This is a genomic window from Sorangium aterium (assembly GCF_028368935.1).
Taxonomy (GTDB): domain Bacteria; phylum Myxococcota_A; class Polyangia; order Polyangiales; family Polyangiaceae; genus Sorangium; species Sorangium atrum.
Genome location: NZ_JAQNDK010000005.1, coordinates 1,315,335 through 1,337,245 on the forward strand (window position 1 = coordinate 1,315,335; position 21,911 = coordinate 1,337,245).

Here is a 21,911-nt window from a genome sequence, read left to right on the forward strand (position 1 = left end):
GGTTCTTCTGGGGCCGAGCGTCGCGAGCGCGACCGGCGAGGCTCGGCTGATGCCGAACTCTCCGACCGACGCCCCGCCTGCGACGTCGCGCGCGGGCGAGCGCGCGGCGCAGCTCTACCGGGAGGGGAACAGGTTCTACGATGAAGCGCGATTCGCCGAGGCCGAGGCGCGTTATCAGGCGGCGTGGGATCTCCAGCAGAGCTTTGACGTGGCCGGCAACCTCGGGAATGTCGAGCTGGAGGTGAACCAGCCCCGCGAGGCGGCCGAGCACCTCCTGTACGCGCTCAACACCTTTCCGCTCGGCGAGAAGGCCGAGAAGAAGAGCTTCCTACAGAAGCGGCTCGCCGTCGCCCGGTCGCAGGTCGGAGCGCTTCGCATCAGCGTGAACGTCGACGATGCCGAGGTGCTCATCGACGGCAAGCTCGTCGGGCGTTCGCCCCTCGCGACCGAGGTGTTCGTCGATCCCGGCAAGCGCACGATCGACGCACGCCGCGCTGGCGCCAGGACGTCGACCTCGCTGCTCGTGGCGAGGGGCTCGGACCAGAGCATCGCCCTCAGCCTCGATTCGGGCCCGAACATTCCGCTGGTGGTCGCCGGCGGGGCCGTCGGGCTGCTCGGGCTCGCGTCGGGCGTGACCTTCGCGATCCTCTCCACGGCAAAGGGCGAGTCCGCGGCGACGGAGCCGTTCGGCAGCGCGAGGCGCACCGACCTGCGCGACGCCCAGACCACGCTCGCCAACGTCTCGTTCTGGAGCTTCCTCGGCGGTGGCGTGGTGCTCGCGGGGACGGCCCTGTACGCGTTCTCCGCGTCGAGCCGCACGCCGGTCACCAAGGCCGGGCTCCCCCGGTTGTATGCCGCGCCGTTCGTGGGCGGAGAGGCGAACGGCCTGCTGCTGGGCGCGAGCTTCTAGGCCGGTGGCCGCTGCGCGCTCCACGTTTCGTCCTCGGACTAGCGCGGCTGGAAGTAACGGCCTACCTGCTCGCGGTACTCTTCGGGGACATCGCTGCGCTCGACGCCGCCGAGCTCCTGGGGACCCACGACACCGAGCGCGCTCTCGCCGCGCACGTTGGCCGTGTCTCCGGCGCGCCCGGCTGCTCGGCCCGTCACGATCCCCGGCATCGGCCTACCCGGGTTGAGCCTCGCGCTGGCGCGTGAGCGCAGCTCACCCCCGGCGATCGCGCCGGTCTGCCCTTCGTGGCTGCCCGATCCGCCGCCCTCCGAGTGACCTGGCTGCGCCGGCCCCTGCTTGCCGTCCCCGCCCCCCGACGACCCCTGCTGCCCGCCCTGTCCGCTGCCCAACCCCGGTTGGCCTGACCCGCCTGCGATCGGCATCGGGAGCGGCGTCCCCCCGAGCTGCCCCTCGGCCTCGCCCGCTTCGCGCTGCGCATCGTCGAGCGCTCGTTGGCGCTTCGATTCCTCGCTGCTCGGGCTCCCCTCCTGGGCCATCCGGCGCAGCTGTTCCTCGAGTTGCTGCCGTCCGTCCGGCGTCTCGAGCTGCCGTGCGAGCTCGCGCATCTGCTCCTTCGATATGGGCTCTCCGAGCGCGCTCTCCGGGGACTGCGCCATTCGCTGCTTCAAGCGTTCGGCGAGCTGCTTGCGCTCCTCGGGGCTCAATTTTTCGAGCGCCTTCTCGAGGCTGCCAGCAAGCCGCCGCGCGTCGCGGTCGCTGCCGGTCCGGGCGAGCTCGCGGAGCGCGTCGCGCCCCTCGTCGCCGAGCCCGTCGCCGAGCGCCTCTGCCAGCTCCCTCAACGCGTCGGCCTGCTTGCCGCGCTGATCCAGCAGCTTGCGTTGTTCCTCGAGCGCCTTCGCCACGCCGGGAGCGCCGGCCCTCTTGGCGGCTTCGGCGGCCTCCTCGAGCACCTTCCTGGCCCGTTCGCGGTCGTCCCGTTCGAGCTTGTTCGCGAGCCGCGACATCTCCTCGTCGAACGCCACGAGGTCGCGATCGCCGAGCGCCTTCGCGGCCCGCTTCAGCTGAGGGTCTTCTCCGAGCTTGCCGAGCGCCGACTCCATCCCATGACGCTGCTCGCCCTCGCCGAGCGACAGCCGCTCGGCCGTGATCGCGTCGCGGAGCCTGCCGAGCTCGGCCTGCGCTTCGCGGCGCTCGACGCCGCTCTTCAGCTTTTCACGGAGCCTCTTCGCGTCGTCCGAGAGCTTTTTCAGTCGATCGTGTTGCTCCGCGTCCCGAGGGTCGATCTCGGCAAGCCGGACCACCCGCTCGAGGCCGGCGATCTCGGCGAGGCGCACCTGCTCTGCCCCGGGTGGGGGCGCTGCCGCCGCGGGCGCTGGTGGCAGGGGGAGCCAGCTGAGATAGCCAATGGCCGCTGCCGCGAGGGGCGCTCCGGCATGCCAGCGTCGCCACAGGGGCGTGCGGACTTGCCGGGCGGTCGCGGCATCGAGGGCCGCCGCCGCGTGGGCGAACACCACCTGGCGGGCCGCGGATGTGCTGGCGCCGGGCGCGCCGTCCGTCGCGTCCTCGGCTGCTGCGAGCTCAACGGCCGTGGAGACCGACTCGGCGGAGCCGAGCTTGCCGTCGAGAAACAACGCGACGTTCGGGTCAGTCCACCGGCGCCGGTGCGCCACCGCTGCGCCAGCCACAGCGCCGAGCAGGCCGCCCGCGGCCATCCAGGGGCGCAGCGCGCCTTGCCGCATGTGCCAGGCGACGGCTGCGCCTACCGCGCCGAGCATCATCCCAGCGGCGGCGCCGGTGAGGACCAGATCGATCGCGAGCCGCCGCCGGACCCGGCGAGACCACCGAACGAACGCGGCGCTGAACCTCCGCCGGGGAGACGCATCGACCATGGATCGAGGTGTACCTGCGGGCAGACGCGCCGGCCAGCGCCGCCTCGGGGCACTCCGCCAAGCCTCATTGCGGCACGCAGCGCCCGACCTCGCGCCCGGTGCGAGCGCCTCGCGCTCTGTGGGGACGCCCTGTGGAGCGGCGTCGGTCGTGTCGAGCCACGACGCGCCGCGGAGGAGCTGTCCTCGGACATACCGCGCCCCGCCCCTTCACGGGACGAAGCACCATTTCAAGTGGAATGACGCGAACTCGAGGCGCGCTGGGACAACGTCCTGGGCAGCGCCGAGCAAGTTCAGGCCACAGTCAGCGAAAGAGAACCTGCATTCGTGCGAGTCCTCGGACGATGTCCGGAGCGTCGCACGGCAAGAGCCATAGAAAAGCGCATCGTCGACGTACATTCGCATGTTCACGACAGCAGCGTCGCCGCCCTTGCGCTCGCTGCCGAGCAGATGGAGATCGAGGTAGTAGAAGCCCCTCCTGTCCTTCGAGTGATCCACCAGCTCCAGATTGGTTTCGCCATTGAGGCGGGAGCAGTCAACGTCCCAGCTGTCGTCGAATCCGGGGACAGGCAGCTTGCCGCTATCCCCCGTGTCAAGCACCAAGCTCTCCCCGTTCACGGTCATGACCGCCATGCCGTACGCTTCAGGAATTTCCGGGCTAGTAGAGCACCCGAACGGCGAGAGCGACAGCACGAGGCCTTGGGCGAGGAGGGGTCGGTGCATGGGAGTTCTCCAGCAGCATGGCGGGCGAGAGCATCGCACGAGGTCGACAACCATGAACGCGCGCAATGTGGTTGATCCATGCGCCGTGCCAGATGTCAACCGGAAACGGAGGCCCCTGTTGGGCCCGTGCCGGGCTGACTGCCGGGCTGACTGCCGGGCTGACCGACGTTGCCGTTGACTGTCGACCTGACCGACGTTCCCGGCCTGCCGGCCCGGCCGGTCTGACCGACGTTGCCGTTGACTGTCGACCTGACCGACGTTGCCTTGGTGGCTTGGTGAGACCCGATACGTGTTGTCTACGGGGCGGTCCCAGGCATAGGTCATGGCGGGCGCCAGCGGAAAACAGCAGTCGCCAGGGTCTCGAAAAATTAAGTGTGCGAAATCATTGGCCGCGAGCCCCGGCACGCGTTTGGCATAGTCGGCAGCCATGAGCCAGCCTCGCGCTATTGTTGCAGGTGCCACCTATCTCCTCACACGACGCGCGTTGCGGCGACACCTCCTCTTCAGGCCAGATGCCGCGATCACTCAGCTGATCATCTATGCACTTGCGGTTTCGGCCAGGCGCTACGGCATTCGCCTGCATGCGTTGTGCGCCATGTCCACGCACCTGCACATCGTCGTCACTGACGTCGAAGGCGTACTTCCGCGATTCCTGCAGCTGTTTCATCGTCTCGTGGCGCTGGGGACCAAGGTGCTCCGAACCTGGGAGGGGCCGGTCTGGGGCCACGAAGCGACCAGCGTTGTTCGCCTCTTGACGCGGGCGGCCGTGGTGGAAAAGATTTCATATTCACTGGCGAACCCGGTAGAGGCGGGGCTGGTGCGACGTGCGAAGGAATGGCCTGGAGCGAAGGTGCTCGTCAACGAAATCGGCCGTGGCGAGCTGCGGGCGAGGCGTCCTGACGTCTACTTTGCTTCGAGCAACCCCGCATGGCCTGAGCACGCCGCCATTGCGATCTCGCTTCCGCCAGATGTGGCGGATGGTGACGCGGACGCCTTTCGGCGCGATGTGGCGGCGGAGCTCGAGCGGAAGGAAGCCGAGGCGCGCGCCGCGGTTCATCGAAATGGCCGCGGTTTCCTCGGCCCCGAGCGCGCATGCACGGTGTCGCCCGACGCTCGCGCGACGAGCCTCGAGGCGCCTCGCGGCCTCAATCCAACGTTTGCGGTGGGGAGAGGGTATTCAGACGCACGAAGAACCGCGGTTGCCGCCGTCCGCGCATTTCGCGCGGCATACCGTGACGCGCTCCAACAATGGCGTGCAGGGCTGCGCAGCGTGGTGTTTCCCGCAGAAACGTGGTGGATGCGCGTGTTCCACGGCGTGGCCGTGAACGATGATGCGCTCGTATCGTGACAGGAACGATCGGCACGTCGACGCGGCATCTGGGCTGCTGATCGAGGGCGAATGAGCGGCGGACGCCCTCCGTTCGCGTGCACGATCGTGTAATTTTGTGTGAAACTAGACGTCAGCGGCGCGGCGATCGCGTGAGCCAGCCTGGTGGCCGAGGAAGCGCGGGCGGTTCGAGCGCGTCGCTACAGCGGTAGAGGGAGCTCGATATACGGCTCGGTGATCCGGCCGACGGCGATATCGCGCACCTGCGTCCCATAGTAGGTCGATCCCGATTGCGTGCTCCAGGCATGTCCCACGATTGTTCCATTGCTGTTGGCATAGAGGCGCATGACACCCCTGCCAACACCCGGGTGCCAGGAGCCGTCCGCGTTGCGCCGGGTGTCGGTTGTCCCGTGGCCCGTGGTGCTCGAATCGAGGACGGGGAGAGTATACTGGATTGTCCCCGTGACGAACGGATAGGTCGCCACGCGTGGCACCGCAGCGCCTGCCGCGATGGCGACGTGCCCGCTCGCCGTGCTCCCCGCCGGATACTCGATCGCGACGATATCGCCGGCCTCGATCTCGCTCACGGTCATGATCTGCTCGAAGCCGACCTCCTCGATGATCCTGTCGTGGTACAGTGCGGCGTTCGGGCTCATGCTGCCGAACCATGTGTTGATGTCGTAGACGGACAGCTGATAGGCCTGCTTGAGGACGTTCGTGACGAACGACGCGCACAGGCTGCGGCTCCGATACTCCGTGGCTCCTCCTACGCCGGCCCAATAAACATAGGTCGTGCTGCTACCATATTCATTGTTTACCGGTGCGATGTGGGTCACGAGCGTGTCGGCCCAGTAGAAATGGCTTGGCTTCTCGGCCGTCTGGCCCTGAGCCGGGCGCGGCGCGAGCAGGCTCAACCCCGCCAGAACGGCGGCCGGGAGCGCGCGAACAGCGGCTCTCGAGCTCATGCGCTTCAATGCATTCATGATTTCCTCCCGTGTGGAATCGATGGCCCCGCGTAGGTTGGTCACACCGGTGTCGGCCTCATCGCGGGCATCGCCGCGGAGCGCCGGCAAAGCGAAGTTGCGCACCAAGCCACCGAACATACGCCGAACGAGCGATCTCTTCAATCACCGGCGCGAAGGCGGCACACGGGTCGTGCGCGATCCTGCGCGGATAGTGTTCCCCTCATTTCCACAGGCTGTCTCCTCCGGGCGACCTCCGGGCACGTCTTCGTAGATCCGCGCGTCGACGCCCACCGCAGGGGCGGCGCGGCGGTCACGGGCGGTACGGCGAGGGCGCTGCCGTCGCGACCGACGTTGCGTCCGATGCGTCCGACGGCCGTCACGACCGACGTTGCGTCCGACCGACGGCCGTCATGACCGACGTTGCGTCCGACGGCGGCCGTCGCGACCGACGTTGCGCCCGGCGGCCGTAACGACCGACGTTGCGCCCGGCGTCGACAGGAGGGCGGCGATATCGTACGGATCGGCCGAACCCGGGCGCTCCGGGAGCGCGGTCGGCGAGGGCCCGAGGCGCCGGCGGAGCGCGCCACGAGAAGCACGCCCCCCGGCGGAGGCCCGCCCCGCCCGCGCCGCGTGGCGCGCGGGTCCACGCGGGTCGCCGGGGCCGAGTTCCGCCGTTTTGTTGACAGATCCGCGCAGTTCGATTGGATGGCCGCGTGCCCCCCGTGAAGCGCGCATCGACCAACCTCCACCCCACCCTGACGCTCGGCGACGCGCTGGAGCACTATGCCTCCTGGCCGAGACCCACCGTGATTGTCTCCGACGGTGCTTATGGCGTCTCCGGTTTTCCCGGTGATCCCCCGACGCACGACGGGCTCGCCGCATGGTACGAGCCCCACGTCGCCGTCTGGTCGGAGCGCGCCTTGCCGTCCGCCACCCTCTGGTTCTGGGCGACGGAGATCGGCTGGGCGACGGTGCACCCGCTGCTCGAGCAGCACGGATGGGAGTACCGGACCTGCCACGTTTGGGACAAGGGAATCGCCCACATCGCGGGCAACGCGAACACCCGGACGCTGCGCAAGTTCCCCGTGGTGAGCGAGGTGTGCGTTCAGTACGTGCGCAAGGTCCTCCTGGAGAGCAGCGGCGTGCGGCTGCCCCTCAAGGCCTGGCTGCGGCACGAGTGGGAGCGCTCGGGCCTCCCCCTGTGCCAGACGAACGAGGCGTGCGGCGTGAAGAACGCGGCCACGAGGAAGTACTTCACACGCTGCCACCTCTGGTATTACCCCCCGGCCTCGGCGTTCGAGCAGATCGCCGCCTTCGCGAACGCGCACGGCCGCCCCGAGGGACGACCCTACTTCTCGGTCGACGGCAAGCGGCCGTTGACGGGTGAAGAGTGGGCCACCCTGAGAGCGAAATTCCATTGCGAGGTCGGCGTGACCAACGTCTGGCAGGAGCCCGCGGTCCGCGGCCCCGAACGCTTCAAGGAGGACACCCGGTCGATCCACGGCAACCAGAAGCCCCTCAAGCTGCTCGATCGCATCATCCGCGCATCGTCCGATCCAGGCGATGTCGTCTGGGAGCCATTCGGGGGGCTCTGCTCGGTCGCGGTGGCGGCCTTCGCCGCAGGGAGGCGCTGCTACAGCGCCGAGATCGCGCCCACGTACCACGCCGTCGCGTCGCGCCGCCTCGCGAAGTGCGCGCCGCAGCCGCGCGCCGAGATCTCGGCGGCCTGACGGTCGGTATCGGCCCCGCTCGTCCGCATGGTAGCCTGCTCCCCGATGGCGACGCCGAAGATCGTGACCGTGGGAGGGGGGACGGGCCATTACACGCTCCTCACGGGCCTGCGTGGTCTGAGCGCCCGGATCACCGCGATCGTGACCATGATGGACTCGGGCGGGAGCTCCGGGAGGCTCCGGGACGAGTACGGCCTCCTGCCGCCAGGCGACTTCACGCGTTGCCTCGTCGCCCTGTCCGAGCACCCGGAGGCGCTGAAGGAGCTGCTCGGCCACCGCTTCCGCTCGGGAAGCCTCGGCGGGCACACCCTGCGCAACCTTATATTCACCGCGGTGCAGGAGATCACCGGCTCGCTCCCCCTCACGGTCGAGCGCCTGCACGAGATCTTCTCCGTCAAGAACCGCGTCCTCCCGGTCACGATGGATCACGTCGATCTCGTGATGCACCTGGAGAACGACCGGACCATCCGTGGGGAAGCGTCGATTGACAACCTCTCCGACATGCTCGATGCGCCGGTGCTCTCGGTCTATCTCGATCCCGAAGCCCGGGCGTATCCAGCGGCGCTCGACGCGATCGCGGACGCCGATCTCATCATCCTCGGGCCGGGAGATCTCTACACGAGCCTCGTGCCGAACCTCCTGGTCAAGGGCGTGCGCGAGGCCATCGCGGCGAGCCGCGCCCGCGCGATGTTCGTGTGCAACCTGATGACGAAGCCCAACGAGACCCCCGGCTACACGGTCGAGGACTTCGTGGGGACCATCGCCATGTACCTGGGCGAAGCCCGGCTCGACGCCGTGCTGGTCAACGACGTCTGGCCCTCCGAGGGCCTCGAGGAGTACGCCTCCGCCGGCTCTGAACCAGTCGTGACCTCGCCGGACAAACCGCTCGCCTCCGACCTCCTCGTCCCCGCCGATCTGCTGTTCGGCGGCAAGCTGATTCGCCACGACCCGCAGAAGCTCTCGGCCGCGATCGTCTCGCTCGCCCGCCAGCGATCGTGGTGGTGAGGCCCCGGCCCAGGCTCCGCCGCGCCTGGCCCCGCGCTCGACGGCCACCCGCGGCGCGCCGCCGGGACGCGGCGCTCCCGGGTTGGCCCGGTGGCCTCGCGCCGGCGCGGCCGCGCACGACGATCAGGCGGCATTCGGCGTGTCGGGCAGATGAAAGGGCGTGTTGACGATCACAACGCCCTTCCCGCCCCGGAAGAGAAGGAGCCATTTGAGGACCGACGCCGTGTGGTTGTGCAGCAGGTAATGGTACCAGCGTGACTCGACCACCTCCGGCACGACGACCGCCACCTGCCGATCCGGGTGGGCGCGCGCGAGGGTGGTGACGAAGCGGAGCAGCGGCCTGAAGAGCCGCCGGTAGCGGGACCGCACCACCGAGAGCCGCGGCGCCGGCACCCCCTTCTCCTTCGCGGGCGCTTCCACGAGATCGTGCCATTCGCCGCTCAGGTCCTCGACGCGAGGATCGTCGAGGAGCACCTGGAGCGCGTAGACCTCAGGCGAGAGCCGAAGCGCGAACCGGAGCCCCTTCTGCGCCACGAGGTCCCAGCGCCTGATCGGGACCACCACGATCGGCGGCGGAGGTGGGGTGAAATCGAGCGGCGCGCGGTCGCAAACCACCTCGTCGATGTGCTTGTAGTGGCGTCGCACATTGCAGAAGATGAGAAAGGCTGCGATCACGAGGAGGGTCGAGATCCACGCCCCCTCGGTGAACTTCGAGATGATGATGACGACGAGCGTGGCGGCCGTGGCCGTGGCGCCGGTCGCATTGACGGCGAGGTGGAGCCGGGAGCGCTTGCCGCGGACCCTGTGCCAGTGCGCGGTCATCCCCGCCTGCGACATCGTGAAGGCGAGGAAGGCGCCCACCGCGAAGAGCGGGATGAGGGCGTCGGTGATGCCCTGGAAGACGACGAGCAGGAGGGCCGAGAGCCCGGCGAGGACTCCGATGCCGTAGGAGAAGGCGAGGCGCCTACCGCGGTGGATGAACGGCTCAGGCAGGAAGCGATCGAGCGCGAGGAGCTGGCAGAGGCGGGGGAAGTCGGCGAAGCTGGTGTTGGCGGAGAGCATCAGCACCGCAACCACGGCGGCCAGGGTCACGTAGTAGAATGGGCCGCGCCCCACGACCGCGCCCACGATCTGCGAGACGATGCTCTGGTAGCCGCTCCTGCCGGGCTCGGTGGCGGTGACGCCGTACACCCGCGCGAGGATCGCGATCCCGGCGAGCAGGATGGCGAGCGAGGCGACGATGTATGAGAGCGTCCGGCGCGCCTGCTCGCTGCTCGGCTTGCGAAAGGCAGGGACGCCGTTGCTCACCGCTTCCACGCCGGTCATCGCGGTGCACCCGCTCGCGAAAGAGTGGCAGAGGAGCCCCAGGCTCGCGGTCCCGAGCGCGACCGGCAGCGAGGGCGGCGCGACCACGGGCGTCGGGTGCCCGCCGTGCAGGATCGTCTTCCCGATACCGATCGCGATCACCGCGAAGAGGCAGCCGAGGAACGCGTACGTCGGCACCAGGAACACGAGGCCTGCGGTGCGGAGCCCGCGCAGGTTGGCCGCGGTGAGCAGGGTGAGGACGGCGAGGCAGAGGACCAGGGTGTGGGGCAGGAGCGCGGGCACCGCCGAGACCAGCGCGCCCACCCCCGCGGAGATGGCGACCGCGACGTTGAGCACGTAGTCGATGAGCAGCGCCGCCGCCGCGACGAGGCCGGCGCGCGTGCCGAGGTTTTCCTTCGCGACGATGTACGAGCCGCCGCCGTTCGGGTACGCCGCGATCGTCTGACGGTACGAGACGTAGACGATCGCGAGCAGCCCGATGACCAAGGCGCTGAGCGGCACGATGTAGTGGACGCCGAGCGCGCCGAGGGGGATGAGCACGGTGAGCGCGGCCTCGGGGCCGTACGACGCGGAAGCGAGCGCGTCGAGGCCCAGGACCGGGATCCCGGAGAGCGGGCCGATCTGTTCCTTCTCCTCTTCATCCGAGGCCAGCCGCCGGCCGAACAGCACCGTCGTGAGCGACATGGGTGCAGGCGACTCACGCAAGGCGTGTGCCTGGAGCGAGCTCCGTTGCGCGCGCGTCGGTCGGAGCCGCGGCGCGCAACCGGTGCTCCAAGCTCGCGCCGAGCGCTCGTCAGCGGTGCTGATCGAGCACGGGCGTCGTCTCCATGAGCGTGGGCGCAGCCCGTCGCATTCGACGTTTGCACGGCAGCCTCTCCTCCGATGCGACGCGATGGCGTGCGAACCGATCGAGGTGGGATCATTTGCCACGCCCGGCCAAGTTGCCTCATCGCAGGCGGGCGCCCTCGCCTGCGAGCGCGCTCGCCGCTGGCGCAAGCGGCTCGCCTGCTGCTGGCGGAGCCGCGCGGGCTCACCGTTGCTGCGCGTCGGCCGCTCCGGCGCTTCCTGCTGGTATGTGCTTCGCATAGCGCCCGGAGGGCTATCGCCACTTCCGTGGCTGATCATCTCAGGACGAGGTAGAGCGCTATGAGCATCGGTAATGAACAGTACACTTCGGGCGGGTACAAGAACGGGATCTACGAGGGCGGCTCGCAGGAGTCCGGCTCGCACGAGCCTGGCGCGCCGCAGACGCAGGGCGGCGAGGGCGCGGTGAGCCTCGATATGCTGCTGAAGTTCGCCAAGGACATCCAGGCCAAGGTCAAGGACGTCCCGTACGTCGTCCCGATCGCGATCGGCGGAGCAGCGTTTGCGATTGGCGTGCTCGCCAGCTCGAAGATCCTGCGCCAGCTCACCCTTCTCGCCGGCGGTTACGCGGTCAAGTACGCGATCCAGAACGTCCCCAGGGAGCCGATCGTCGACTTTGCAAAGAAGGTCGTGTCGGACTCGTTCAGGGCGTCGTCGAGGGTCTAGCCGGGGACGCGCTGCGGCGTGCAGGGGCGCTCGACCGCCAACAGCCGTGCGAGCTCCGGCAGAAGGCAGCCTGACCGGAGATCCTACCTTCGCCGCGCCGGCGGCACACCTGCCCCCATTTCTGGCATCATGGAGGTGGTGGTGCCGACGCGCCGCCAGCGCGCGGCCGGGAGGATGCCATGGATATCCGGGAGAGCATCGAGGTCCGCTGGTTCCTGCCTGCAGACGACGCTCGTGCAGCGCGGCTCGTGTCGTGGTTCTCGCGTGCGTCCTCCGAGGCGCCCCGGCATGACCGCTACCGGCGCCTGCGGCGCGCCGATCTCGGGATCAAGAAGCGCGGCGGTCGGCCGACGAGCCTGGAGATCAAGTTCCGGGGCTGCGCCTTCGGCCCCATCCACCTCTCTCCCACGGTGCTGGGTGAGCTGGAGGGGTGGACGAAGCTCACCCTCTCGTCGACGGACGCCGAGGACAGCGCGTGGACGACCCTCACGAAGGAGCGCCGCGTGAGGGTGTTCGGGCTGGTGGGCGGACGCGCCGTCGAGGTGATGGACGGCGGGCGCCCCGGAGCCGGATGTGCTGTCGAGCTGACGCGCGTCGCTGTGGCGGAAGGCGAGGGCGCGGCTGCTCCGGCCGCGTGGTCGCTGGGCCTCGAAGCGTTCGGTCCACCAGCGATCCTGCTCGAATCGCTCTACGCCGTTGGCCGCGCGGTGTTCGTGGAGGTGCCCGATCTCGGCCTTACGTCCGTTGAATCGAAGGGGTATCCGGCGTGGCTCGCCGAGCTGTCGGCGGATCGGTGAGCGCAGGGGCTCGCCGTCGCAGCAGCCTGCCAATCCCTGAGCTCGACCTGGCGATCAGCGACGAACCAGCGACCGTAATCCAGCAAAGAGTGGGTGCTCTCATGCCCCGAATCGCTCGCGCTGCGCGTATCGTCGTCTTCTTTCATACGTCGTTGTAGATGTCGTCGTACATGCCCTCGTCGCCATGAGCCGCTGCGGCCGAGTCTCTTCCCCCGAGAGCGTCGCGTGCGATACCCTGCTGCCTTTCTGAGCTCCAGGGGAGAGTGCTCGTGTGATGAATGTTACTTCGGACACCCTGTTTGCGGAATTCTTCGCCCGCTGTCCCGAGCTGCTCTTCGTCGCCTCGGTGGCGGGCGGACTGCTCCACGAGAACGATGCTTTGCGGGAGGTCATCGGCCCTGCGAGCGAGCGAGGCGTCACGTTCGCAGAGCTCGCTCACCCGGAGGATGGCGCAGCGCTGCTCGCGGCGTGGGCGAAGCTCGAGCAGACCGGTGAACCCGTCTCATTTCGCGTCCGCCTTCGCGATGCGCGCGGGGCATACCGCCCGCTGGTGTGCAACGCGAAGCGTTCGCCTGATCGCAGCGCGGTCTTCGGATCGCTCCGGGCGGCACCCGAGCTCGCCGAGGAGGAGCTGACGATCGCGCGCAACAAGGCGCGCATCCTGGATAGCGTCGTCAACCACGTGGACAAACTGGCGTTCTGGGCCCTCGATCGCGATGGAATCTGTTTCTATCACGACGGCAAAGCGCTCCCGAACGCCGGGTTCAAACCCGGGCAGCTCCTGGGGGTCAACTGGATCGAGCTTTATGGGAAGCAGCCACGAGCGTCCGCCATCGATGTGCCCGACGTCGACTCCGACATGAACAGCTGGTTCGACGGGACGGTGCGCCGCTTTCGCACCGACACGAACGATGTCTACTGGGACAACTGGATCACCCCGCTCCGGGACGGAGACGGCGGGCCCGTGTGCGGCTTGCTCGGGTTGTCGTTCGACATCTCGGAGTCCAGGCGCACGGAGGAGGAGCTGCGCGCCCAGCTGCAGCAGATCGAGGCGCAACAGAAGGTCATTCGTGATCTCTCGACGCCGATCATCGAGGTCTGGGACGGCGTGCTCACGCTGCCGATGGTGGGGACGGTCGACAGCATGCGCACCGCCGACGTGATGGATAGCCTGCTCTCGAAGATCGTGGAGAAGCAGGCGCGCTTCGCCATCCTCGACCTGACCGGCGTCGAGGTGGTCGACACGAAGGTCGCGAGCCACCTGATCGAGCTCGTCACGGCGATCCGACTGCTCGGGGCCGACGGGATCGTGGCAGGCATCAAGCCGAACGTCGCGCAGACGATGGTCGCGCTCGGGCTCGACCTCTCGCAGCTCAACACGCAACGTAATCTGCGCGCTGCGCTCCAGCATGCGATCCGGAGCATGACCCGCCCGGAGAGCTCCCCGCGCAACGGCGCCGCGACGCCCGGCCTGCCGGCGCGGGGCTGACCGGGGCGCGTCACGGGAGCTCGCCGCCGCCGCAGAGCAGCGCGGCGAGCTCCTCCGTCCGCTCCGGCGTCGCGAGGTCTCCGGCTGCGACCGTAATCGCGCGGATCCCCTCGGCTCTCCAGCCGCCGTGCTCGCGCTCCGGGGCCGCCGTGATCCGGATGCGCATGAGCTCGCCGGACGCCACGATCGCGAGCTCCACGCCTTCGCCCTCCGGCCCGTCATCGCGGCGGATGGTCACCGCCACCGCGCCGCGCGCCGCGAGCGCCCGCGCGAGCCGGGCCTCCGGCGCCGCCGCTCCGCCGAGCGGGTAGAGCGCCGTGGCGAGCTCCACGGACGCGATCGCCTCGGAGGCGCGCGTCCCCGCGTCGCGCACCGCTCGCCGCAGCCGCTCCGCGCGCTCGCCGTCGCGGTCGAGCGCGGCGCGATCCGCCGGCTCGAGCCGGACCACGCAGCGCACCAGCGCGGCGCCCCCGCCGCCCGCGACCTGCGCTGCCTCGAGCCGCGCGCGGCGGAGCATCGCCGCGCCCCGCGCGTCGCCCGACGCCTCGAGCAGGGCCGCCGCGCCGCCGAGCACCACGTCCGGAGCCGGCCGCTCCGGCGCCGCCGGGAGGGCGGCCTCCCGGTAGATATGGCTCCACCCGCGACCGACGCCGGGCAGGCGCAGCACCAGCGACAGATCGGCGAGCTCCGTCTCCGGCGTGCGGACCGCGCTCGCGAACGCCTCCTTCACCGCCGCGAGGCGGCTCGGATCCGCGGTGAGCGCCGCGAACTCGGGCGCGTCGACGGCCAGCGCGAGGCGCGACGCGCTCACCTCGCGCGACCCCAGCGTCCACCGCTGGGGCGGGGCGGCGAGCGCGAGCTCCCCGCCGACGACGAGGGCGGAGAGCCCGCGCTCGCCGCGCGCCTCGAGCAGCGCCGCGACCGCAGCCTTGAGCGCGGTCAGCGCCGGGATCACGCCCCGCCCATGCGCCCGCGCCGCGCCGTCCGCTGCTCCTCGAGCGCCGCCTCCTCTTCGAGGGCCGCCTCGGCCTCGCGCTGCGCCTCGGCGTCGACCGCGCGTTGCCCCTGCTGCACGCGCACGGGCTTCGCCTCGGTGACCGCCGCCTCGGCCATCGCGACCGCCGCGTGCCGCACGTCGTCGTACGGCTTTGCGAGGTCGAAGATCACCTTGGTGTTGCCCTGGCTCAGGTTCGCCAGCGCCTCGAAGCGGCGCAGCTCCATCGCCCCGGGCGAGCGCGCGAGGATGCCCGCCGCCTCCGCGAAGTTCTTCGCGCTCTCCACGTCGGCCTCGCTCTTGATGACCACGTAGCGCCGATCGCGCTCGGCGATCGCGCCCTTCGCGAGCACCTCCTGCATCTGGGGCGGCAGCGCGATGTCCTGGAGGCCGATCATCTCCACGTGCAGGCCCCACGCGGCCGCCACCGCCTCGACCTGCGAGCGCACCTTGGCGGCGACCTCCTCGCGGTGCGCGAGCAGCTCGTCGAGCCGCGTCTCGCCCACCACGTCGCGCAGCACGACCTTGGCGCGGTCCTTCATCGCCGTCTCGTAGTTCTCGACGGCCAGCGTGGCCTTCTCCGGATCGACGACGCGGTAATAGACGACCGCATCGACCATCGTGGTCACGTTGTCGCGGGTGATCACCATCTGCTGGAGGAGATCGCGGTTCTTCATCCGCGTGTCGATGCGCCGCAGCTCCTGGAGCCCCGGGAGGAACAGCGTCACCCCGGGAGATAGGCGGCCGGTCAGCTTGCCGAGCGTGAAGCGCAGCGCGACTTCCCACTGGTTGATCTGCCGCAGCCCCGACAGCAGGTAGAGCGCGGCAAACAGCCCGAGCACGGTGAGGATCAGGGACATCGCCCGCGACTCTAGCAGAGCGCATGGCGCGGGCCGCGCGAGCGGCGCGCGCGCCGGCGGGCGTCCGGACGTCCGGACGTTCGCGCGCGCTCGCGGGCGCCCAGGCGCGGCTTCGACCTGGTGTCGTTGCCCGGGCGGTGTACTCTCGCTCCCTCGATGGGTGCCGAGCCGAGCCAGGCGCTGCGCGACGGGCGCTACATGATCACGCGCGCCCTCGGCGAAGGGGCTCAGGGGCACACGCTCGAGGCGGTCGACAAGCGGCTCGGCAAGCTCGTCGCGATCAAGCGGTTCCAGATCCGCGGCGCCTCGAGCTGGAAGAGCGTGGAGCTCGCCGAGCGCGAGGCCCGGGTGCTCGCGTCGCTCTCGCACCCGAGCCTGCCGGCCTACCTCGATCATTTCGAGGAGGACGGAGCGCTCTTCCTGGTGATGGAGAAGATCGAGGGCGAGAGCCTGGGCGCGATGCGCCGTCGCAGCGCGGTGCTCGGGCGGGACGACATCCTCCGCTTCCTGAGGGACGCCTCCGGCGTGCTCGACTACCTGCACGGCCGCGCGCCCCCGGTCATCCACCGCGACATCAAGCCGAACAACGTGATCCGCCGGCCCGACGGCTCGTTCGCGATCGTCGACTTCGGCGCGGTCCGCGATCGCATGCGTCCCGAGGGCGGGAGCACCGTGGTCGGCACGTTCGGGTACATGGCGCCGGAGCAGTTCCAGGGCCGCGCGCTGCCCGCGTCGGACGTCTATGCCGTCGGCGCGACCGCGCTCTGCCTGCTCACCGGCGAGGAGCCGGAGAACCTGCCGCACCGAGGGCTCGCGATCGACGTGCCCGCTGCCCTCGGCGATCGCGCGGACCCGCGCCTCGTCCGGGCGCTCTCCGCGATGCTGGAGCCCGACCCGGACCGCCGCGCCGCGCGTATCGCGCCGCTCCTTCCGGGGCTCGAAGCGGGCGACGCGCCCCCCGAGCGCGCTCGCGAGCCTGCGGAGCGCGGGGCGCACAAGGAGGACAGGCGCGCGCACAAGGACGAGCGCAAGGAAGAGAAGCGCGCGCGCAAGGACGAGCGCAGGGAGGTGAGGCGCGCACGCAAGGAGGAGCGGCGCGCGCGCCGGCACGAGGGGCGCCCGTCGCTCGATCGCGGCCTGGTGGGCCTGCCGCTCGTGGCCGCGCTGTTCGGCCTCACCGTCGCGCGCATCGCCGTCGGCCTCGCGCTCGGGGTGATCGTCCCGACGGTGCTGACGCTGCTGTCCCTGGTGTTCGGCCGCGTGCTGCGCGAGAAGGCCGCGCCGAACGTGCGCAGGGCCGGGCGGGTCGCCGACCTCGCGCTGCGCCGCGCCACCCGCGTCGTCCGCGGGCGCCCGGAGCCCGACGCCGCTGCCGAGCGCGGCCAGGACGAGGCGGCGCGCGTGCGCTTCGAGGAGCAGGAGGCCCCCGGTCGCTCGCGCATCCACGACGGCGACGTCGCGCTGGAGGAGGAGCTCGACGAGCTGGAGGCCGATGAGCACGGCCGCGCGCACGCCGGGTCGCGGCCGCCTCGCGCGGGGGAGCGCTGAGCCCAGCGCGCGCTCGCGCTCCGGCGGGGCCGCGCGATCAGATGCGGCCGCGCGCGGCGTCGAGCTTCAGGCGGAAGACCTCGACGATCGCCTCGGCGAAGATCCGGCGGCTCATCTTCGAGCGGCCTGCGCGGCGGTCGACGAACACGATCGGCACCTCGACCACGCGGAGCCCTTTGCGCAGCGCGCGGTAGGTCGTCTCGATCTGGAAGGCGTAGCCGTTCGAGCGCACGCTGCCGAGATCGAGCGAGAGGAGCGCGCGCCGCGTGAACGCCTTGTAGCCGGTCGTGAGGTCACGGATGCCGACCCCCAGGATGGTCCGCGCGTAGAGGGAGCCGCCCTTCGAGAGCACGTGCCGCCCGAGGCCCCAGCCCTCCACGCCGCCGCCCGGCATGTTGCGCGAGCCGAGGACGACGTCGGCGCCCCGGGCGATCGCGTCGAGGAACGCCGGCAGGTGGCGCGGGTCGTGCGAGAGGTCGGCGTCCATCTCGAGCGCGACGTCGTAGCCGCCGTCCAGCGCGCGCTGGAAGCCCTCCAGGTAGGCCGTGCCGAGCCCGCGCTTCGCCGCGCGGTGGAGCACCCGGACGCGCCCGTCGCGCGCGGCGAGCTCGTCGCCGAGGGCGCCGGTCCCGTCGGGCGACGCGTCGTCCACGACGAGCACGTGCGCGTCCGGGGCCGCCGCGAGGACGGAGCTCACGAACTCGGCGAGGTTGTCTCGCTCGTTGTACGTCGGCGTGATGATGAGGGTTCGGGGGGCCATCCTGGCTCGGCGCCGCGCGAGCGGGCGCTCGCACGCGTGGTCGTGCGCACCGTGCAGCGCCGCGCGCCGGGTTCGCGGGCGTCCGCTCGCGCTCAGGCCTCCGCCGCGTCGGCCAGCAGGGGCGCTCCGGCGCCGGGCGATCTACCAAAACGATGGCGCAGGCGGAAGGTTCCGCGGGGTGCGCCGCGAGCGCCTTGTGGGTTGCCGGAGGCGTGCGCGCCGGGTACTTTCCTTTCCCGACAGGGCGTCCGCTCTGCATCGGGCCGATAGGCTGGCGCGGCCTCGGTCAACCCACGGGGCGCGCCCCGCGCACCACCCGCGCGGCCCCGAACATGAACAGCGCGGCACCGACGGAGACAATCATGGCAGGCGAGCACGTCGTCACCTTCACCAACGAGAATTTCGAGTCCGAGGTCATCAACTCCCCGATCCCCGTGCTCGTGGACTTCACGGCCACCTGGTGCGGACCCTGCAAGCAGCTCGCGCCGATCGTCGAGACGATCGCCAAGGAGTCCCAGGGCACGCTGAAGGTCGGCAAGCTCGACATCGACGCGGCGCCCAAGCTCGCCCAGAAGTACAACGTCCGCGCCGTTCCGACGTGCATCCTGTTCCGGGGTGGCGAGAAGGCGGGCTCGTACACCGGCGTCGCGAGCAAGGAGAAGCTCCTCCGGGAGCTCGGCGTCTGATCCGCGGCCGCGCGTGACGCCGGCGCGACAGCGCCCGAGCGCGCCAGCGCTCCCCTTCCCACAGACCGAAACCACCCCAAATACCGACCGAAAGCCCTCCCGGCGAGGCGCCGCTCCGGCCAGCCGGCCGCGGCCCCGCCGCCGCCGGCGCTCCACGTCGCCGGCGCCCCGCGGCTGAGGCTTTGCTTGACCGTCGCGCGCGAGGTGACTACGACTCGCGCCGGCCACTTTCCCAGGAGTTCGCGATGGCGACGAAGATCGCAATTAACGGTTTTGGGCGCATCGGACGCTGCATTGTCCGCGCGCTTTACGAGCGCGGCGTGAAGGATATCGAGCTGGTCGCCATCAACGACCTGACGGATCCGGCGACGCTCGCCCACCTCTTCCAGTACGACTCGATCCACCGCGAGTTCAAGGCGGCGAAGGTCGGTCACGGCGACAAGCACATCAGCATCGGCGATCGGAAGATCGAGGTCCTCGCGCTGAAGGATCCGGCCGAGCTGCCGTGGAAGAGCCTCGGCGTCGACATCGTCCTCGAGTGCACCGGCCTCTTCACGGACAAGGCGAAGGCCGCCGGCCACATCAACGCGGGCGCCAAGCGCGTCATCATCAGCGCGCCGGCCAAGGGCCACGACCTCACGGTCGTGATGGGCGTGAACGACGAGCTCTACGACGCGCAGAAGCACACGGTCATCTCGTGCGGCTCCTGCACGACGAACTGCCTCGCCCCCATCGCCAAGGTGATGCTCGACAACTTCGGCATCGTCCGCGGCCTGATGACGACGGTCCACTCGTACACGAACGACCAGCACCTGCTCGACATCCCGCACCGCAAGGGCGACCTGCGCCGCGCGCGCGCCGCCGCCGTCAACATGATCCCCTCGAGCACCGGCGCCGCGAAGGCGCTGTCCGAGGTCATCCCGGCGCTCAAGGGCAAGTTCGACGGGCTCGCGATCCGCGTCCCCACGGTCGACGTCTCGCTCGTGGACCTCACCCTCGAGACCGAGAAGCCGATCACGAAGGAGAGCATCCACGCCGCGATGAAGCAGGCCGCCGAGCAGGGGCCGATGAAGGACGTCCTCAACTACACCGATCGGGAGCTCGTCTCGGGCGACTTCATCGGCTCGCCCGCGTCGAGCACCTTCGACTCGACCATGACGTCGGTCCTCGGCGATCGCTTCGCGAAGATCTTCTCGTGGTACGACAACGAGTGGGGCTTCTCGAACCGCATGATCGACCTCGCGCAGCTCGTGGCGAGGAAGGGCGTCTAGCGCCGTGAAGCTCACCGGAATCCGCTCCGTCGAAGACCTCGCCGCCGCCGGGGGCGCTGCTGGCCTCAGCGGCAAGCGCGTCTTCATCCGCGTCGACTTCAACGTCCCGCTCGACAAGAAGACGGGCAAGATCACGGACGACTCGCGCATCCGCGAGGCGATCCCGACGATCAAGCTCGTCATGGAGGCGGGCGCGAAGGTGATCCTCGCGTCGCACCTCGGCCGCCCGAAGCCGGGCAAGACCGAGGGGCTCTCGCTGGAGCCGTGCGGGGGGCGGCTCAGTGAGCTCACGGGCTACGAGGTCCACCTGCCGGACGACTGTGTCGGCGACTCGCCCAAGAAGGTCATCTACGACCTCCGGGCGGGCCAGATCTGCCTCCTCGAGAACCTCCGCTTCCACGAGGAGGAGGAGAAGGACGACGAGGGCTTCGCGCGCCAGCTCGCCGAGCTCTGCGACGTCTACGTCGACGACGCCTTCGGCGCCGTGCACCGCGCCCACGCGTCGGTGCACGCGCTGCCGCGCCTCATGCGCGAGCGCGCCGCCGGCCTCCTCCTCCAGAAGGAGCTCAAGGCGCTGACCCGGCTCGTCGATCGCCCGGAGAAGCCTTACGTCGCCGTCCTCGGCGGCGCCAAGGTCTCCGACAAGATCGACGTCGTCGAGGCGCTCCTCAACGTGGTCGACACCCTGTGCATCGGCGGCGCGATGGCGAACACCTTCCTCGCCGCGCAGGGCAAGAACCTGCAGAAGAGCCGGATCGAGGAGGACAAGCTCCCGCTGGCGCGCACGATCATGAGCAAGGCGCGCGATCGGGGCATCCAGCTCCTCCTGCCCGTCGATGCCGTCGTCGCCTCGAGCATCGACGCGACGCAGGGCGAGCCCGCGTCCGTCGACGCGATCCCCGAGGGCACGATGGCGCTCGACATCGGCCCCCGGTCGATCGAGCAGTTCGGCCAGGCGATCGAGAGGGCGAAGACGGTGTTCTGGAACGGCCCGATGGGCCTCTTCGAGACGCCCGCCTTCTCCAAGGGCACGTTCGACGTCGCGCGCATCATGAGCGGCGCCTCCGGCTTCACGGTGGTCGGCGGCGGCGACAGCGCGGCGGCGGTCAAGCAGGCCGGCGAGCACATCGCCAAGGGCTTCGATCACATCTCGACCGGCGGCGGCGCTTCGCTCGAGCTCATCGAGGGCAAGCGTCTCCCGGGCGTCGAGGCGCTCCGGTCGGCCGAGGTGAGCGAGTGAAGCCCGTGAACGATGGGGGCACGCCCGGGGAGGCGGGAGCCGCCTCGCGGGCGGCCTCGCGTCGTCCGCTCATCGCCGGCAACTGGAAGATGAACGCCGGGGGCCAGGACGCATGTCCTCTCTCGGCGGCCGTCGCCAAGGCGACGCGTGAGCTCACCCGGGCCGAGGTGGTGGTCGCTCCGCCGTTCACGGCGATCGCCGCCGTGGCCCACGAGCTCGCGGAGGCGAAGAGCGAGGTCGGCATCGCCGCGCAGAACATGAGCGCGGAGGTCTCCGGGGCGTTCACCGGCGAGATCTCCTCGGGCATGCTCAAGGACGCGGGCGCGACCTGGGTGATCCTCGGGCACAGCGAGCGGCGGCAGCTCTTCGCCGAGACCGACGAGTCGGTCGCCCGGAAGGTCGCCTCGGCGATGGCCGCCGAGCTGCGCCCCATCGTCTGCGTCGGCGAGACGCTCGAGCAGCGCGAGGCGGGTGACACGCTCGCCGTGGTCGAACGGCAGGTCCGCGCCGTCCTCGACGAGCTCGCGAAGCAGCCCGGCTTCGGCGTCATCGCCTACGAGCCGGTCTGGGCGATCGGGACGGGCAAGGTCGCGCGCGCCGAGGACGCTCAGGAGGTGCACGCGTTCATCCGCGGCCTGCTCGCGAAGGCCTCGGAGGACCTCGCGGGCGTCACGCGCATCCTCTACGGCGGCAGCGTCAAGGCCGACAACGCCGAGGCGCTGCTCGCCCAGGACGACATCGACGGCGCGCTGGTCGGAGGGGCTTCGCTCGACGCCGCTGGCTTCGCCAAGATCGTCGAGGCCGCTCACCGACTGGCGGAGCGCGCGGAACAGGGGTAGATCGCAGGCCGCTCCCGTCTCGCCG

19 protein-coding genes are annotated in these 21,911 nt (G+C 70.3%); 12 read left to right on the plus strand and 7 right to left on the minus strand.

All coding sequences use genetic code 11. From position 1 onward, the window contains the following. The first annotated feature begins 49 nt into the window (after window positions 1–49). A complete protein-coding gene (locus POL72_RS43210; RefSeq protein WP_272102734.1) occupies window positions 50–910 on the plus strand; it encodes a hypothetical protein in 861 nt (286 codons plus the stop codon). A gap of 38 nt (window positions 911–948) precedes the next feature. On the opposite strand, the gene POL72_RS43215 is transcribed toward POL72_RS43210, so the two are convergent. Further along, window positions 949–2,799, minus strand: coding sequence for a hypothetical protein (locus tag POL72_RS43215; RefSeq protein WP_272102735.1), 1,851 nt, complete (start codon window positions 2,797–2,799; stop codon window positions 949–951). Between the two features lie 207 nt (window positions 2,800–3,006). Beyond that, window positions 3,007–3,519: a hypothetical protein gene (locus POL72_RS43220; RefSeq protein WP_272102736.1), complete on the minus strand. Its 513-nt coding sequence runs from the start codon at window positions 3,517–3,519 to the stop codon at window positions 3,007–3,009. A gap of 427 nt (window positions 3,520–3,946) precedes the next feature. On the opposite strand from POL72_RS43220, the gene POL72_RS43225 reads away from it, so the two are divergent. Continuing rightward, window positions 3,947–4,867 carry a transposase gene (locus POL72_RS43225; RefSeq protein WP_272102737.1) on the plus strand — a complete coding sequence of 307 codons (921 nt, stop codon included), beginning with the start codon at window positions 3,947–3,949 and terminating at the stop codon, window positions 4,865–4,867. Between the two features lie 179 nt (window positions 4,868–5,046). Here POL72_RS43225 and POL72_RS43230 read toward each other — a convergent pair whose 3' ends face one another. Beyond that, the gene (locus POL72_RS43230; protein WP_272102919.1) at window positions 5,047–5,934 is read right to left on the minus strand and encodes a hypothetical protein; all 888 of its coding nucleotides are present in this window, start codon (window positions 5,932–5,934) and stop codon (window positions 5,047–5,049) included. Window positions 5,935–7,241: 1,307 nt separating this feature from the next. Between POL72_RS43230 and POL72_RS52030 the strand changes: the two genes are divergently transcribed. Together POL72_RS52030 and POL72_RS43240 are read left to right on the plus strand one after the other, a co-directional pair. After that, window positions 7,242–7,541 carry a DNA methyltransferase gene (locus POL72_RS52030; protein WP_373372317.1) on the plus strand — a complete coding sequence of 100 codons (300 nt, stop codon included), beginning with the start codon at window positions 7,242–7,244 and terminating at the stop codon, window positions 7,539–7,541. 45 nt (window positions 7,542–7,586) lie between these two features. Continuing rightward, a complete protein-coding gene (locus tag POL72_RS43240; protein ID WP_272102739.1) occupies window positions 7,587–8,546 on the plus strand; it encodes a gluconeogenesis factor YvcK family protein in 960 nt (319 codons plus the stop codon). Between the two features lie 123 nt (window positions 8,547–8,669). Here the strand turns inward: POL72_RS43240 and POL72_RS43245 are convergent, their stop codons facing one another. Next, the gene (locus tag POL72_RS43245; RefSeq protein WP_272102740.1) at window positions 8,670–10,556 is read right to left on the minus strand and encodes an APC family permease; all 1,887 of its coding nucleotides are present in this window, start codon (window positions 10,554–10,556) and stop codon (window positions 8,670–8,672) included. 462 nt (window positions 10,557–11,018) lie between these two features. Here POL72_RS43245 and POL72_RS43250 point away from each other — a divergent pair, with 462 nt between their 5' ends. The 3 genes from POL72_RS43250 (at window position 11,019) to POL72_RS43260 (ending at window position 13,688) form a co-directional block, all read left to right on the plus strand. Next, on the plus strand, window positions 11,019–11,402 hold the full coding sequence (locus POL72_RS43250; RefSeq protein ID WP_272102741.1) for a hypothetical protein: 384 nt from the start codon (window positions 11,019–11,021) through the stop codon (window positions 11,400–11,402). Window positions 11,403–11,581: 179 nt separating this feature from the next. Next, a complete protein-coding gene (locus POL72_RS43255) occupies window positions 11,582–12,199 on the plus strand; it encodes a hypothetical protein (protein ID WP_272102742.1) in 618 nt (205 codons plus the stop codon). Between the two features lie 274 nt (window positions 12,200–12,473). After that, a complete protein-coding gene (locus POL72_RS43260; RefSeq protein WP_272102743.1) occupies window positions 12,474–13,688 on the plus strand; it encodes an STAS domain-containing protein in 1,215 nt (404 codons plus the stop codon). A 10-nt stretch (window positions 13,689–13,698) separates the two neighbouring features. Here POL72_RS43260 and POL72_RS43265 read toward each other — a convergent pair whose 3' ends face one another. Beyond that, window positions 13,699–14,643 (minus strand): hypothetical protein, encoded by a 945-nt coding sequence (locus POL72_RS43265; protein WP_272102744.1) that lies wholly within the window; start codon window positions 14,641–14,643, stop codon window positions 13,699–13,701. After that, window positions 14,640–15,542: a slipin family protein gene (locus POL72_RS43270; protein ID WP_272102745.1), complete on the minus strand. Its 903-nt coding sequence runs from the start codon at window positions 15,540–15,542 to the stop codon at window positions 14,640–14,642. Before POL72_RS43270 ends, POL72_RS43265 begins: the two co-directional genes overlap by 4 nt. Window positions 15,543–15,698: 156 nt before the next feature. Here POL72_RS43270 and POL72_RS43275 point away from each other — a divergent pair, with 156 nt between their 5' ends. Continuing rightward, complete coding sequence (locus tag POL72_RS43275; protein WP_272102746.1) at window positions 15,699–17,090, plus strand: serine/threonine protein kinase; 1,392 nt, start codon at window positions 15,699–15,701, stop codon at window positions 17,088–17,090. A gap of 37 nt (window positions 17,091–17,127) precedes the next feature. On the opposite strand, the gene POL72_RS43280 is transcribed toward POL72_RS43275, so the two are convergent. Continuing rightward, entirely contained in the window at window positions 17,128–17,850 is a 723-nt protein-coding gene (locus tag POL72_RS43280) for a polyprenol monophosphomannose synthase (RefSeq protein ID WP_272102747.1), read from the minus strand. A 362-nt stretch (window positions 17,851–18,212) separates the two neighbouring features. Here POL72_RS43280 and trxA point away from each other — a divergent pair, with 362 nt between their 5' ends. The 4 genes from trxA to tpiA all read left to right on the plus strand — a co-directional run bounded on the left by trxA (window position 18,213) and on the right by tpiA (window position 21,886). Beyond that, window positions 18,213–18,536: a thioredoxin gene (gene trxA / locus POL72_RS43285; RefSeq protein ID WP_272102748.1), complete on the plus strand. Its 324-nt coding sequence runs from the start codon at window positions 18,213–18,215 to the stop codon at window positions 18,534–18,536. A gap of 245 nt (window positions 18,537–18,781) precedes the next feature. Further along, window positions 18,782–19,807, plus strand: a complete 1,026-nt coding sequence (gap, locus tag POL72_RS43290; RefSeq protein WP_272102749.1) for a type I glyceraldehyde-3-phosphate dehydrogenase — start codon at window positions 18,782–18,784, stop codon at window positions 19,805–19,807. Window positions 19,808–19,811: 4 nt separating this feature from the next. Then, window positions 19,812–21,047: a phosphoglycerate kinase gene (locus tag POL72_RS43295; RefSeq protein ID WP_272102750.1), complete on the plus strand. Its 1,236-nt coding sequence runs from the start codon at window positions 19,812–19,814 to the stop codon at window positions 21,045–21,047. Continuing rightward, a complete protein-coding gene (tpiA, locus tag POL72_RS43300) occupies window positions 21,044–21,886 on the plus strand; it encodes a triose-phosphate isomerase (RefSeq protein WP_272102751.1) in 843 nt (280 codons plus the stop codon). The genes POL72_RS43295 and tpiA overlap by 4 nt, the downstream gene beginning before the upstream one ends. Window positions 21,887–21,911 lie beyond the last annotated feature (25 nt).